This window comes from Nonomuraea sp. NPDC003709 (genome assembly GCF_040610775.1).
GTDB classification, from domain to species: Bacteria; Actinomycetota; Actinomycetes; order Streptosporangiales; family Streptosporangiaceae; genus Nonomuraea; species Nonomuraea angiospora_A.
Genome location: NZ_JBEXMW010000026.1, coordinates 130887 through 144225, shown reverse-complemented (window position 1 = coordinate 144225; position 13339 = coordinate 130887). Strand labels below are relative to the sequence as shown.

13 protein-coding genes and 1 tRNA gene are annotated in these 13339 nt (G+C 71.5%); 7 read left to right on the top strand and 7 right to left on the bottom strand.

Features of this window, described 5'->3' with window-relative positions; all coding sequences use genetic code 11:
• Positions 1-27 precede the first annotated feature (27 nt).
• From rph to ABZX61_RS52505, 5 genes are all read left to right on the top strand, one after another.
• The gene (rph, locus tag ABZX61_RS52525) at positions 28-747 is read left to right on the top strand and encodes a ribonuclease PH (protein ID WP_350730356.1); all 720 of its coding nucleotides are present in this window, start codon (positions 28-30) and stop codon (positions 745-747) included.
• Complete coding sequence (rdgB, locus tag ABZX61_RS52520) at positions 744-1334, top strand: RdgB/HAM1 family non-canonical purine NTP pyrophosphatase (RefSeq protein ID WP_350730123.1); 591 nt, start codon at positions 744-746, stop codon at positions 1332-1334. Before rph ends, rdgB begins: the two co-directional genes overlap by 4 nt.
• A gap of 46 nt (positions 1335-1380) precedes the next feature.
• A complete protein-coding gene (locus ABZX61_RS52515) occupies positions 1381-3147 on the top strand; it encodes a molybdopterin-dependent oxidoreductase (RefSeq protein ID WP_355207259.1) in 1767 nt (588 codons plus the stop codon).
• A gap of 702 nt (positions 3148-3849) precedes the next feature.
• A complete protein-coding gene (locus tag ABZX61_RS52510; RefSeq protein WP_355207256.1) occupies positions 3850-4500 on the top strand; it encodes a toxin glutamine deamidase domain-containing protein in 651 nt (216 codons plus the stop codon).
• Positions 4497-4766, top strand: a complete 270-nt coding sequence (locus ABZX61_RS52505; protein ID WP_355207253.1) for a hypothetical protein — start codon at positions 4497-4499, stop codon at positions 4764-4766. Before ABZX61_RS52510 ends, ABZX61_RS52505 begins: the two co-directional genes overlap by 4 nt.
• A gap of 144 nt (positions 4767-4910) precedes the next feature.
• Here ABZX61_RS52505 and ABZX61_RS52500 read toward each other — a convergent pair whose 3' ends face one another.
• The 4 genes from ABZX61_RS52500 to ABZX61_RS52485 all read right to left on the bottom strand — a co-directional run bounded on the left by ABZX61_RS52500 (position 4911) and on the right by ABZX61_RS52485 (position 10133).
• Complete coding sequence (locus tag ABZX61_RS52500) at positions 4911-7400, bottom strand: FtsX-like permease family protein (protein WP_355207251.1); 2490 nt, start codon at positions 7398-7400, stop codon at positions 4911-4913.
• Positions 7401-7404: 4 nt separating this feature from the next.
• A complete protein-coding gene (locus tag ABZX61_RS52495) occupies positions 7405-8160 on the bottom strand; it encodes an ABC transporter ATP-binding protein (RefSeq protein WP_355207249.1) in 756 nt (251 codons plus the stop codon).
• 91 nt (positions 8161-8251) lie between these two features.
• Positions 8252-8947, bottom strand: a complete 696-nt coding sequence (locus tag ABZX61_RS52490) for a response regulator transcription factor (RefSeq protein ID WP_355207246.1) — start codon at positions 8945-8947, stop codon at positions 8252-8254.
• Positions 8948-8960: 13 nt separating this feature from the next.
• Complete coding sequence (locus ABZX61_RS52485) at positions 8961-10133, bottom strand: histidine kinase (RefSeq protein ID WP_355207243.1); 1173 nt, start codon at positions 10131-10133, stop codon at positions 8961-8963.
• A gap of 176 nt (positions 10134-10309) precedes the next feature.
• On the opposite strand from ABZX61_RS52485, the gene ABZX61_RS52480 reads away from it, so the two are divergent.
• Positions 10310-10795: a hypothetical protein gene (locus tag ABZX61_RS52480; protein ID WP_355207240.1), complete on the top strand. Its 486-nt coding sequence runs from the start codon at positions 10310-10312 to the stop codon at positions 10793-10795.
• 80 nt (positions 10796-10875) lie between these two features.
• On the opposite strand, the gene ABZX61_RS52475 is transcribed toward ABZX61_RS52480, so the two are convergent.
• Together ABZX61_RS52475 and bcp are read right to left on the bottom strand one after the other, a co-directional pair.
• Positions 10876-10958 (bottom strand) — tRNA-Leu (locus tag ABZX61_RS52475).
• A gap of 105 nt (positions 10959-11063) precedes the next feature.
• A complete protein-coding gene (gene bcp, locus ABZX61_RS52470) occupies positions 11064-11537 on the bottom strand; it encodes a thioredoxin-dependent thiol peroxidase (RefSeq protein ID WP_355207238.1) in 474 nt (157 codons plus the stop codon).
• Positions 11538-11689: 152 nt separating this feature from the next.
• On the opposite strand from bcp, the gene ABZX61_RS52465 reads away from it, so the two are divergent.
• Positions 11690-12019, top strand: coding sequence for a DUF3618 domain-containing protein (locus ABZX61_RS52465; RefSeq protein ID WP_350730141.1), 330 nt, complete (start codon positions 11690-11692; stop codon positions 12017-12019).
• 25 nt (positions 12020-12044) lie between these two features.
• Here the strand turns inward: ABZX61_RS52465 and ABZX61_RS52460 are convergent, their stop codons facing one another.
• Positions 12045-13238, bottom strand: coding sequence for an amino acid deaminase/aldolase (locus ABZX61_RS52460; RefSeq protein ID WP_350730143.1), 1194 nt, complete (start codon positions 13236-13238; stop codon positions 12045-12047).
• Positions 13239-13339: the final 101 nt, after the last annotated feature.

Genomic DNA, 13339 nt, shown 5'->3' with positions numbered 1-13339 from the left:
TCGTGGCGCGGAGATAGGGTGATCTGCATGTCCCGACAGGATGGCCGCAACCCTGACCAGCTTCGTCCCATAACCATCACCAGGCAGTGGCTCGCTCACGCCGAGGGATCGGTGCTGGTCGAATTCGGCAACACGCGGGTGCTGTGCGCGGCCTCGGTCCAGGACAGCGTGCCCCGGTGGCGAAGGGGCAGCGGCCAGGGGTGGGTTACGGCCGAATATGCCATGCTGCCCCGGGCGACCAATACTCGTAACGATCGCGAATCGGTCCGCGGCAAAATCGGCGGCCGGACCCACGAGATTTCCCGGTTGATCGGGCGTTCCCTCCGCGCTTGCGTCGATTACAAGGCGTTGGGGGAAAACTCCATTCTGCTCGACTGTGACGTGCTGGACGCCGACGGCGGCACCAGGACCGCCGCGATCACCGGTGCCTATGTCGCGCTCGCCGACGCGATCGCCTGGATGCGCGAGCGCCGCATGTGCCCGGGCGAGCCGCTGATCGGCTCGGTCGCGGCCGTGTCCGTCGGGGTGGTCGGCTCGGTGCCGCTGCTCGACCTCTGCTACACCGAGGACGTGGCCGCCGAGACCGACATGAACGTCGTGATGACCGGCGAGGGCAGCTTCGTCGAGGTGCAGGGCACCGCCGAGGGCGCCCCCTTCGACCGCGCGGCGCTCAACCAGCTCCTCGACCTGGCGACGGCCGGCTGCGAGGAGCTCACGCTGATCCAGCAGGAAGCCCTGGGCTCATGAGGATCGTGCTGGCCACCCGCAACGCGGGCAAGATCGCGGAGCTGCGCCGGATCCTGTCCGGGTTCGACATCGTCGGGCTCGAGGAGTTCCCCTCGATCGGCGACGTCGCCGAGACCGGTGTCACGTTCGAGGAAAACGCGCTGCTCAAGGCGCACGCCGTGGCTCAGGGGTCGGGCCTGCCCGCGGTGGCCGACGACTCGGGGCTCTGCGTCGACGTGCTGGGCGGCATGCCGGGCGTCTTCTCCGCCCGCTGGTCGGGGCGGCACGGCGACGACCAGGCCAACCTGGACCTGCTGCTCGCGCAGGTCTCCGACGTGCCCGCCGACAAGCTGACCGCGCACTTCGCCTGCGCCGCCGCGCTGGCGCTGCCCTCGGGGGAGTCCCGGGTGGTGGAGGGCGCGCTCCAGGGCCATCTGATCTCCGCCCGCCGGGGGTCCAACGGGTTCGGGTACGACCCGATCTTCGTGCCCGACGGCGAGGAGCGCACGACGGCCGAGCTGTCGCCGGAGGAGAAGGACGCGATCAGCCACCGGGGCCGGGCCTTCCGCGCGCTGGCGCCCGTCGTGCGCGATCTGCTCAGCTCGTAACCACCGTGTAAGAACCGCTCGGGGCCGGGCGGCGTAACGTCGGACTGTGCAGAGTAATTCGGTGGTGCCCGCCTGGGCGCGGGCCCTGATGGGGCTGGTGGCCGGGGGCGTGGCCCTCGGGATCGCGCAGCTCGTGGCCGCGTTCGCCGGGGCCAAGTCGTCGCCCGTGGTGGCGGTGGGCGACGCGACGATCGACCTGACGCCCGCTCCGGTCAAGGACTTCGCGATCAGGACGTTCGGCGAGAACGACAAGACGGTCCTCATCGCGGGCGTGCTGATCGTGGTGCTCGGCGTGATCGCGCCTCTCATCGGGACGCTGGCCGTCCGCAGGCTCGCCTACGGCTTCGCCGGGCTGGCCGTTTTCGCGGCGATCGGCCTGGTGGCGGTGCTGACCCGGCCGGAGGCCGGGATCCTGGACGCGCTGCCGACCTTGGTGGGGGTGGCGGCCGGCGCCTGGACGCTGGGATGGCTGGTACGACGGGCAGCAGGCGAGCCCCTCACCCTTCCGGCGTCCCCACCCGCCAACGCCACCCAGCCCACCGGCACCGCCGCGACCGGGTCCGCCGGTGTCGCCGAGTCCGCCAATGCGACCGAGTCCACCGAGCCCACTGACGCCACCCAGCCCACCGGCGCTCCCCGGCCCACCGGCGCCACCGAGTCCGCCGGTGCCAGGAGGGACGGCAGCGGTGAGGCCCGTGACGGCGTGGAGCGGCCTGCGGTCATGCTGGCCGGGGCGGACCTGTGGACGTTCGACCGGCGGCGGCTGCTGACCGGCGCCGCCGGTGGGGCGGTGGTCGCGATCGGCGGCGCCATGCTCGGGCAGGCGCTCGGCGGGCGGCGGGCCGTGGACGCCGCGCGGGTGAGGGTGGCGCTGCCCAGGCCCGCGATCCCCGCCAAACCCCTCCCGGCAGGAGCAGACCTCCACATCAGGGGTTTGTCTCCATTTATTACGAATAACCGGGACTTCTATAGGGTCGACACGGCGCTGGTAGTCCCCCAGGTGGATCCCAACTCCTGGACGCTGCGCATCCACGGCATGGTCGACCGGCCGGTCGAGCTCACGTACCAGGAGCTTCTCGGCATGCCGCTCACCGAGGCCGACGTCACGCTCACCTGCGTCTCCAACGAGGTCGGCGGCGAGTACGTCGGCAACGCCCGCTGGCTCGGCGTCCGCATGGCCGAGGTGCTGCGCCGGGCCGGGCTCCGGTCCGGCGCCGACATGCTCCTGTCCACCTCGGCCGACGGCTTCACCTGCGGCACCCCGGTCGACGTGGTCATGGACGGCCGCGACGCGCTGTTCGCGATCGCGATGAACGGCGAGGCCCTCCCTGTGGCCCACGGCTTCCCCGTGCGCCAGGTGGTGCCCGGTCTGTACGGGTACGTGTCGGCCACCAAGTGGGTCGTGGACATCAAGGTGACCAGGTTCGACCAGGACGAGGCGTACTGGACGCCGCGCGGCTGGGCGGCCAAGGGGCCCATCAAGACGCAGTCGCGGATCGACGTGCCCAAGTCGGGCGATTCCCTGAAGGCCGGGCGAGCCACGATCGCCGGTGTGGCCTGGGCCCAGCACACCGGGGTGGACGCCGTGGAGGTCAGGGTCGATCGGGGGCAGTGGCGGCAGGCGAGGCTGGCCGAGGTGCCGGGGCCCGACACCTGGCGACAGTGGTCGATCGACTGGGACGCCACGGCGGGGGAGCACACGATCCAGGTGCGGGCGACCGACGCCGCCGGGCGTACCCAGACCGACCAGGAGGCCCCGCCCCCGCCCGACGGCGCCACGGGCTGGCACACCATCACGGTGAAGGTGACCTGAGTCCCGCTTGTCCCTGTTTCCGCAGGTACGGCCCATGGTTCTGGCGGAGAATCTTGCCGACTTCCCCTCCCTGCCCCGGCGACCCCTCTACGATCGGTCGTCGAGCAGGACAGGGGGTAGGACGTGTTCCGCGAGCGCAAGCCGGGCGTCCGGTGGGTCCTTCCAGACGGACAGTACAACCCTGTGGTGGCGGAGGGGGTGCGGTGGCTCGACTACGAGCGCGCCGCCGAGACCGGCACCGCTCCCGCGCGCTCTTCGGGAGGCCCGGCCACCTTAGAGCCCGGAGCACCCGCCGACCCCCGAACCGGTCCCGATCCCCGATCCGACCGCGATCCTCAGTCCGACCGCGACCACCGGACCGGGGACCGCGATCCTCGGTCCGGTGGTCGCAGGTCCGGGCACAAGCAGGGGCTCGACCGCGACCCTCGGCCCGACCGCGATCACCGGACGGAGGACCGTGACCCTTGGTCCGATCGCGATCGCCGGACGGAGGACCGTGACCCTTGGTCCGATCGCGATCGCCGGACGGAGGACCGTGACCCTTGGTCCGATCGCGATCGCCGGACGGGGGATCGTGATCCTCGCTCCGACCGTGACCACCGGACTGGGGATCGTGATCCTCGGTCCGATCGCGATCGCCGGTCCGGGCACGATCGCTGGCCCGACGGTGATCAGCGGTCCGAGCGCCCCGACATATCCGATATGCCGGGTGACCTCCTCGACGTGGAGGAGGGCGACTGGTTCGACCGGACGCGCCGGCCGTCCAGGCTCGCCGACTCCAGGCCGTACGGGATGCCGGGTGGGCTCGCACAGCCGGACCCGCAGGTGGAGCAGGACCTCGCCGAGGCGCTGCGGCCCGGCGATCGCTTCCCCGACCCGCGCGGCACCTGGGTGCGGCTGATCAACGGCGGCGGGCCCGCCGACGACCCGTTCCGGGCCTCCAACGCGGCAGACTGCGCGCTGGCCGTGCTGTCCACCTGGCACGGCGAGCCCGTCGCGGCCGCCCCCAGATTCCCGGAGTACGACCGGATCGGCCGGCCGCTGCTGACCGGCGAGGAGGGGAGCCTGGCCAGGATCGAGCGGTGGGTCGGGCAGCGCTTCCAGTGCGCGGGGCAGGGGCGGCACGCCTATCCGATGATCGCGCGGCGGCTGCGCGACGCCGGGCACGGGGCCGCTGCCGCCATCGTGGTGCGCTGGCCCGGAGGCGGCTCCCACGCCTGGAACGCGGTGAACTATGACGGCGAGGTGATCTGGATCGACGCTCAGCGGGGGCACATGTCCGTCGAACCGGCCTATATGACGGTGACCGGGGTGTTCTGCGTGATTCTCGACCGGCAGGGATGGCCGCGATGAACCTCGACCAGGCCAGGGCGCTGGCCGAGGAGTACTTCAACGGCGTGCTGGCGGCCGACGAGGCGGTGTCGGTGGGGGTGCATGGGTTCCGCGACGGATATGTGGCGTGGGTACGCGAGCTCGAACCCGACGACCCGGCCACGCTGCCGGAGACGATCGGGGGCGGGTGCATCGTGATCGACCGTGCAACGGGCGAGGTGGTGGCCCGCCCGCTCCTCGACCCCGAGTCGGTCGCCGACCTCTGGCCCGGCCGCACACCACGCTGAAGAAGCTGCAGCCCCGCGCACGAGAGGCCGGGGCGCCGCGTACGAGAGGCCGGGGCCGCGCACGAGAGGCCGGGGCGCCGCGCACGTGAGGCTCAAGCGCTCCCGCGCGGGCGCCCCACCGGGTCGGCCGGGCGGACCGCAGGGTCAGCCGGCGGCGAGCGAGCCGACGATCGAGGCGCGTGCCGCGCGGCGGGCCGGGAGCACGGCGGCCAGCACGCCGGCCGCCCCGGACAGCAGCACGAACAGCGCGATCTGCCCGGTGGGCACCGACAGGACGGCCCCGTCCAGCATCACCCTGATCGCGGCCCAGCCGAAGACCCCGCCGAGCACCACCCCCACCAGCGCTCCGATCAGCCCGAGCACCAGCGCCTCGACGGACAGCATCCGGCGCAGCTGCGGCCGGGTCAGGCCCAGGGCGCGCAGCAGCGCCGACTCCCGGGTGCGCTCGTGGACCGACAGGGAGAGCGTGTTGGCGATGCCAAGGAGCGAGATCAGGATCGCCAGCCCCAGCAGCCCGGTGATGATCATGAGTAGCATGTCCAGCGTCTCGTCGAACTGGCCGCGTACCTCCGTCGAGCTGGACACCTGCACGGTCGGATAGGCCGCGACGGCGGCGTCCACCACCTTGCGGGCCCGCTCGGGCGCCACGCCGTCCTTGATGTTGATCAGGACGCGGGAGTCGGGCAGAGCGCCGAAGTACGTGTCGAACGCCGCCTCCGCGACCATGACCGACGGCAGCGTCGACTGGGCCCCGTCGAGCAGCGCCACCACCTTCAGCGAGACGACCCCGGCCTCCTTGGTCTTCAGCGAGACCGAGTCGCCGAGCCGCACACCCCGCTCCGTGGCCACGTTGTCGGCCACCGCCGCCTGCCCGGGGCCGAAGCCCTTCATGGAGCCGGCGGTCACGGACGGGTCGATCGCCCCGCTGAACGTGCCGACCTCGAGCCGCCGGTCCGAGAATTCGGCTTTGGTGGCGCGCACCTGCGCCACGGAGGCCAGCTCCGGCCTGCCGCGCAGCTCCGTGGCCACGGACCGGGGGATGACCGCCTCGCGCTGCTGGCCGGCCAGCATGTAGTCGATCGGGAACTGGTCGTCCAGCTTGGCCGTCAACGTCAGCCTGGTGGACGCGGTGACCACCGAGATCAGCGTCATGAGCGTCACGCCGATGGTCAGCGCGATCGTGGTGGTCGCGGCCCGCTTGGGGTTGCGGCCCGAGTTGTCCACCGCGAGCCGTCCCGGCACCCCGAAGAGTCTGCCGGGGATCCAGCCGACCAGCGTGCTCAGCGGCTTGACCATCACCGGGCCCAGGATCAGCACGGCCAGGAACGTCAGCGCGCCCCCGGCCATGACGACGAAGAGCGAGACCTGCTGGCCGGGCGTGAGCGCGAAGACGCCGACGGCCGTCGTGCCGAGCCCCGCCACCAGGAAGAGCGCGGCGAAGACACCGCGTACGAGGCTCGCGCGGAACGTCTGCTCCTCGGCCTGGCTCCGCAGCGCCGCGATCGGCGCGACCCGGGTGGCCGACCTGGCGGGCAGCAGGGCCGCGCACATCGTGACCGCCAGGCCGACGGCCAGGCCGATCCCGATCGTGGCGGGGCTGAGGGTGACGGCCGCGTCCGTGGGCAGCGGGGCGTCGAACGAGGCCAGGACCGTCAGCGTGAGCGAGGCCAGGCCGTACCCGATGACCAGGCCGAGCGCGGAGGCGATCAGCCCCACCACCGTGGACTCCAGCACGATCGAGCCGAACACCTGCCCGCGCGTGGCCCCGATGCACCGCAGCAGCGCCATCTCCCTGCTGCGCTGCGCGACGAGGATGTTGAAGGTGTTGTAGATGACCAGCGCGGCCACCATCATCGCCACGACGCCGAACATCAGCAGGCCCAGCGTGAACATGCGGGTCTCCACCCCGGCCGCCCTGGCCAGGTCGTCGGCCAGCTCGCCGCCGGTCTTGACCACGTACGCGCCGCCCACGGCCGCCGCGACGGCCTGCTTCAGCCCGGGGGCCCGGCCCGCCACGTCGATCTCGCGGTAGCCCTCCGCGCCCGTCATCCGCTGCGCGGTGGCGGTGGTGAAGCCGACCGCGCCGGTGTAGGAGAGCTCCTGGTCCACGCCGGGGTCGAGCAGTCCGACCAGCCTGAACCGGTGCTTGCGCTGCTTGGCGTCGAGCACCGTGAGCGTGTCGCCGAGCTTGAAGCCCTGGGCCTTGGCGGTGTTCTTGTCGAGCACGGCGACCTGGTCGTCGGTGCCGGGGCCGGTGCCCGAGACGATGTCGGTGCGGTCGAGCGGCCCCTGGACGATGGACAGGGCCGTGGTGGGGGCGTTCCCGACGGTCTTGCCGTCCTTGCCGAGCACGGGCGCGGCGGCGCGGATCAGGCCCTGCGCCTCGGTGACGCCGTCCAGCGCGCGCACCTGTTCCAGGACGCGCTCCGGCAGCACCGCGTCGGGGCCCTTGGGCAGCACGGCCACGTCCACCTTGCCCGCGTCGGCCGTGACGCGCTGCGCGAACCCGGCCTGCACGGTGTCGTTCAGCACGAACGTGCCCGCGATGAACCCCACGCCCAGCGTGATCGCCAGCGAGGTGAGCAGCAGCCTGAGCTTGTGCGCGCGCAGCCCGGCCAGTGCCGTCTTCAGCACCCCGTCACGCCCTTTCCAGCTGTACGAGCGTGTCCAGCACGGACTGCGGCGTCGGCGCGCCGATCTCGGTGACCAGCTCGCCGTCGCGCAGGAACACCACGCGGTCGGCGTACGAGGCGGCCACTGGGTCGTGCGTGACCATGACGATGGTCTGGCCCAGCTCGCGTACGGAGGTGCGCAGGAAGGACAGGACCTCTGCCCCGCTGCGGGAGTCCAGGTTCCCGGTGGGCTCGTCGGCGAAGATCACCTGCGGCTTGCTGATCAGTGCCCTGGCCACGGCCACGCGCTGCTGCTGGCCGCCGGACAGCTCGCTCGGCCGGTGCCCGAGCCGGTCCTTCAGCCCGACGGTCTCGATCACCCGGTCGAACAGCAGCTGGTCCGCCTGGCGGGCGGCGATGTCCAGCGGCAGGCGGATGTTCTGCTCGGCGGTGAGCGTGGGCAGCAGGTTGAAGGCCTGGAAGACGAACCCGATCCGCTCGCGGCGCAGCAGCGTGAGCTGCCGGTCGGTCAGCCCGGTCAGCTCCACGTCGCCGATGTGCACGGTGCCCGAGGTGGCGGCGTCGAGCCCGGCCAGGCAGTGCATCAGCGTGGACTTGCCGGAGCCCGACGGGCCCATGATCGCGGTGAAGGCCCCGGTGGCGAAGGACACGTTCACCGCGCGGAGGGCGTGCACCTGGGCGTCGCCTTCGCCGTACACCTTGGTCAGATCTCTGGCCACCACCGCGGGTGGGGCCTGGCGCCGGGTATCGGTGAGCGTCACTTTCACTCCTTGTCGCGGTTTTTCAACGCGAACCACGCTAGGAGTGGAAAGTTCAGGATTCGTGGGACCTGCGGATGGACTTCGTGTAGGACTACAGATGACTCCGGTCAGACTTTCGGTCGATGACTTCCGGCCGATGACTTCCGGGTCGATGCGACGGCACGATCAGCCCGGCCTCGTACGCGTACACCACGACCTGGGCCCGATCCCGCAGCCCCAGCTTGGCCAGCACCCGCCCCAGGTGCGTCTTCACCGTCGCCTCCGCCACCTGCAGGCGGCCGGCGATCTCCATGTTGGATAGGCCGCGGGCCACCATGAGCAGCACCTCCCGCTCGCGCGGTGTCAGGTCGGCCGTCGCCACCGGGTCGTCCGTCGGGAGCTGCGCGGCGAACCTGTCCAGCATCCGCCGTAACGTGCTCGGCGACACCACCGAGTCGCCCGCGTGCACGATCTTGATCGCGTCGACCAGGTCGGCCGGCGGCACGTCCTTCAGCAGGAACCCGGCCGCGCCCGCCTTGACCGCGGCGAACGCGTACTCGTCGAGGTCGAACGTGGTCAGGATCAGCACCTTCGGCCCCTGGATGCGGCTGGTGGCCTCGACGCCGTCCATGACCGGCATGCGCACGTCCATGAGCACGACGTCCACCTCGGTGGTCTCCAGCCGCTCCAGCGCCGCGGCGCCGTCGCCGGCCTCGGCCACCACCTCGATGTCCGGCTGGGCCGCGAGCACCATCCTGAATCCGGCGCGCAGCAACTCCTGATCGTCGACCAGCATCACGCGAATCACCCGGCCACCTCCTCTATGCCGCCTTGACCATGGGCAACCTGGCCAGCACCTCGAACCCGCCGCCCCGCAGGGGCTCCGCCGACATGGCGCCGCCGTACATGCCGACCCGCTCGCGCATGCCGATCAGGCCGTGACCGTCGGCGCTCCTGGGAGCCGCCGCGCCCCTGCCGTCGTCGGTCACGCGTACGACGAGCTCAGGGCCGCTGTAGTCGATCTCCACGAGCGCCTGGGCGCCCGGGCCGCCGTGCTTGAGCGCGTTCGTGAGGGCCTCCTGGACGATGCGGTAGACCGCGAGCTGCTGGCCCTCGGGCAGCTCGACGGGCACGCCGCCGACCTGGAGCCGCGCGGGCACGGCCGAGCCGCGTACCAGGTCCTCCAGCTGGCCGAGCCCCGGCTGCGGGGTGTAGTCGGTGCCGTCCTGCTCGCCCTCGCGCAGGACGCCGACCAGCCTGCGCATCTCGGCGAGCGCGGCGCGGCCGGTCTTGGAGATGGCCCGGACGGCCTCGCGGGCCTGCTCGGGATCGCTGTCGAGGGCGTAGCCCGCGCCGTCGGCCTGCACCACCATCACGCTGACGTTGTGGGCCACGACGTCGTGCAGCTCCCTGGCGATCCTGGCACGCTCGGCCGCGGCGGCCATCCTGGCCTGCTGGTCGCGCTCGCGTTCCGCCCGTTCCGCGCGCTCTTCGAGCCCTTCCAGGTATCGCCTGCGCGTGCTGGCGTACAGGCCGGTCAGCCAGACCGTCACGGTGAAGATCGAGGCGCTGAGGAACATCCCCAAGGTGGGCGTGTCCCACCTGGCCAGGGCCAGGAACACCCCCAGCTCCGTCACCAGGCCCGCGGCCAGGCTCCAGCGGAACGAGCACTGGTACGCCACCGCCCAGAGCGCGACCAGCACGGCGAGGTTGGCGGGCAGCGGGTTGACGCCCGCCAGCCACTGCCCGAAGCTGATCAGCGCGATCGCGGCGAACGAGGCGACCGGGCGGTCGCGCCAGAGCAGCGGCAGCAGCAGCACCGCCGAGAGGGCCAGATATCCGGCCACGCCGAGGTACGGGCCGACGGTCGCGGTCGGGGAGACGGTCGCGTACGGGATCGCCAGGATCGCGCACAGCGTGGCGAGCGGGGCGACCCGGAGGACGCCCGCCAGTTTCTCGTGGCGTCTCGACCACGCCCGCACCTTGCCGAACACACCATCACGATATGTACCGCTGTCTGACCGTTGTTCCGCCTGTAGGTGGAAGTGCGTCTACGACCCAGGTCTTACGTGGCGGGGAACAGGCCGGGGTCTTACGCCGGGCTTACGGTGACTTGGGCATTCTTGTCTCTGGGAGCGCCCCTCTAGTGGGCGAGTAAAGGGAGATCGTGATGGCGGATCATGATCGCGACGCCGGGTCGCGCGGTGAAGAGGAAGCACCGCGCGACCCGACCCCTGACGACGATCTTCACGATTCCGGGGCGCGGAGCCGGCTGAAGTACGGCGAGGCCCCTCCGGGCCCCGGATTCACCATGCCTCTCGCGCAGCCGCGGCATCCCGACTCCTACCGGGAGTTCTTCCGCCAGAAGCAGGCCCAGGTCCTCGGCGCCGGACTCATCGGCCTCGTGATCGGCGCCCTGCTGGGCGGCACCGCCGTGGCGGTGGTCAGCGGATTCGCGCACCGGGACGAGGTGCACGGGATGTACTGGCAGGAGCCGGACCGGATGCCCAGGCGCTTCCAGCTGCCCGAGCGCCTCGACGGCTCCGCCTGCGAGGAGAACGGGAAGGACCGCGTCTTTTGCGGCTGGGTGGTGCCGAAGGCCCCGCAGTCCGTCGCCCCACCGGCGCCGGTCCCGTTCCCGACCAGCAGCGGCTAGCCATTCTTTTCGCCAGGCCCGCAAATCATTCGCATATCGGCCACTGTTTTCGGGGAAATGGCCGGTCCGGTGCACAGGTGTGCGGGCGGGGGGACTCGAACCCCCACGGTGTCACCACCAACAGGACCTAAACCTGCCGCGTATGCCATTTCGCCACGCCCGCGCAGCCCCCGCTAATGCGGGCCTGACACAGTTTAGCGCTCTCAATGAGGAAGAGGAGCGTATGTGAAGGCGGGCGCGGGCCCTGCGGGAGGGCCCGCCGGGGTGGTCAGCTCAGGCCGAGCTTCTTCTTGAGCCCGGCCACGTGGCCCGTGGCCTTCACGTTGTAGAGCGCCTGCTCCACCTTTCCGTCCGCGTCGATGACGAACGTCGAGCGGATGACCCCCACGACCTCCTTGCCGTACAGCTTCTTCGGGCCGTACGCGCCGTAGGCCTGATGCACGGTCAGGTCGGGGTCGGACAACAAGGGGAAGGTCAGGGCGTCACGTTCGGCGAATTTGGCAAGTTTTTCCGGTTTGTCCTTAGACACGCCGAGAACGACGAAACCTTCGGCCGTCAACTGGCCGAGGTTGTCGCGGAAGTCGCAGGCCTGCTTGGTGCAGCCGGGCGTCATCGCGGCAGGGTAGAAATAGAGGATCACCCGCTTGCCGCGGTAGGCGTCAAGCGAGACGGCCTCGCCGTCGGCGGTGGGTAGCGTGAACTCGGGCGCGGCGTCGCCGGGCGCGAGCTTGGTTTCGGTCAATGGGCCCTCCTGAGTTCCTTCCCGCCAACCTACCGGCCTGGCCGGCGTGCCGTACGGCGCGCCGACCTGACAGACTGATCAGCACCACGAACGACGGAGCTCGCACGGCACGCGGAGCGGGCGCGGCCACGCATGAGGCCGAGAGGAGAGCCATGGCTGACACCGATCCGGACGAGTTGGAGCGGCGGATCGCGCGGACACGCGCGGAGTTGGCGGAGACGGTCGACGCCATAGCCGACCGGGTGAGCCCCAAGCGGGTCGCCGAGCGTACGGTGTCCGACGTCAAGAGCAGGGCCACGCACTTCGTGGCGTCCGTGGGCGACGCGCTGGGGGTGACGCCGCGGCCGGTCGAAGCCGGCGAGCATCCCGATGAGATGTGGGAAGAGGAGCGGCCCGACCTGGCACCGGTGCTGATCGGGATCGGCGCGGTGCTGGTCGTGGGGGCGGCCGTCATGCTCTGGCGCCGCCGCAGGCGCCGCTGACCCGCAGGGGGCTCGCCGGGGGCCGTCAGAGGAAGGTCCGGCCCTCGCCCCGGTACGTGGGCACCGACTCCACCAGCGTGTCGCCGTCGATGAGGTGGAGCGCGTCGAAGCGCTCGCACATCTCGCCCGCCTTGGCGTGCCTGAACCACACCCGGTCCCCGATCCGCAGGTCCTGGGCCGCCTGGCCGAGCAGCGGGGTCTGCACCTCGCCCGCCCCCTCGTCCCGGGCGTAGCGCAGCCCGGCCGGCAGGTACGGCTGCGGCAGGCGGCTCTGGCCCGGCGTGCCCGAGGCCAGGTAACCGCCGCCGAGCACGGTCACGGTGTCCACGCTCGGGCGGCGCACCACCGGCAGGGCGAAGAGCGCGGCCGGGTGCCCGGTGAAGCGGCGGTAGAAGTCGAACAGCCTCGGGTGGAAGAAGCCGGATCCGGCCGCCACCTCCGTGATGGCCTTCTCGCGTACGGTGCGCTCGACGGACCCGGTGCCGCCGCCGTTGACGAACTCCAGGTCGGTGATCTGGCGGACGGCGTTCACGATGCGGCCACGCCTGAGGATGAGGTCTCTGGCCGAGCGGGCCTGCATGATGCGGACGGCGCGGGTGTAGGCGGCGTTCGCGGGCGGGTCGTCGCCGAGCCCGGCGATCTGGGCCTCGTACGCCATCAGCCCGGCCACCCGGAACCCGGGGCGCTTGGCGACGGCGGCGGCCAGGTCGGCGGCCTCGTCGGGCTCGCGGATCGGCGAGCGGAGCACCCCAGCCCGAAATTTCCCGCCAAAGGCGATATATCCGGCGTCGATGTCGATGCAGGTCCGGATCTCGGCCCGGGGGCTCACCCCGGCCACGGCCGCCTCGGTGAAGTCCAGGTGGGCGGTCGAGTCGATGGCCAGGGTGATGTGCCTGGCCGCGTTCTCGTCCCCGGCCAGTTCGGCCAGCGCGTGCCGGTCGGCCGTCGGGTAGGCCACCAGGATGTCCGTGAACCCGTGGGAGGCCAGCCACAGCGCTTCGGGGAGCGTGAAGGCCATGATGCCGCGGAAGCCGTCCATGGCCAGGATGCGTTCGAGCACGGGGCGGCTGCGGATCGACTTGCTGGCCACCCGGATCGGCTTGCCCGCCGCCCGCCGTACGAGGTCCGCCGCGTTGGCCCGCATGGCCGCCAGATCGAGGATCGCGAACGGCGGCTCGAGGACCGCTGTGGCGCGGTCATAGCGCTGGCGGTCGTCCATATGGGCAGCGTAACGGCATATCGGGCAAATGAATATGAGTGTTGTTCACCTTGTTGGCCGCCCCGTAATGTTCGGGCAAACGGGCGGCGGGGGCGCGGTTC

Bases quoted from the DNA above. Each gene is read 5' to 3' on its own strand.
- rph (WP_350730356.1), top strand. From the start codon at position 28: ATGTCCCGACAGGATGGCCGCAACCCTGACCAGCTTCGTCCCATAACC.
- rdgB (WP_350730123.1), top strand. From the start codon at position 744: ATGAGGATCGTGCTGGCCACCCGCAACGCGGGCAAGATCGCGGAGCTG.
- ABZX61_RS52510 (WP_355207256.1), top strand. From the start codon at position 3,850: ATGCCGGGTGACCTCCTCGACGTGGAGGAGGGCGACTGGTTCGACCGG.
- ABZX61_RS52505 (WP_355207253.1), top strand. From the start codon at position 4,497: ATGAACCTCGACCAGGCCAGGGCGCTGGCCGAGGAGTACTTCAACGGC.
- ABZX61_RS52480 (WP_355207240.1), top strand. From the start codon at position 10,310: ATGGCGGATCATGATCGCGACGCCGGGTCGCGCGGTGAAGAGGAAGCA.
- ABZX61_RS52465 (WP_350730141.1), top strand. From the start codon at position 11,690: ATGGCTGACACCGATCCGGACGAGTTGGAGCGGCGGATCGCGCGGACA.
- ABZX61_RS52460 (WP_350730143.1), bottom strand. From the start codon at position 13,238: ATGGACGACCGCCAGCGCTATGACCGCGCCACAGCGGTCCTCGAGCCG.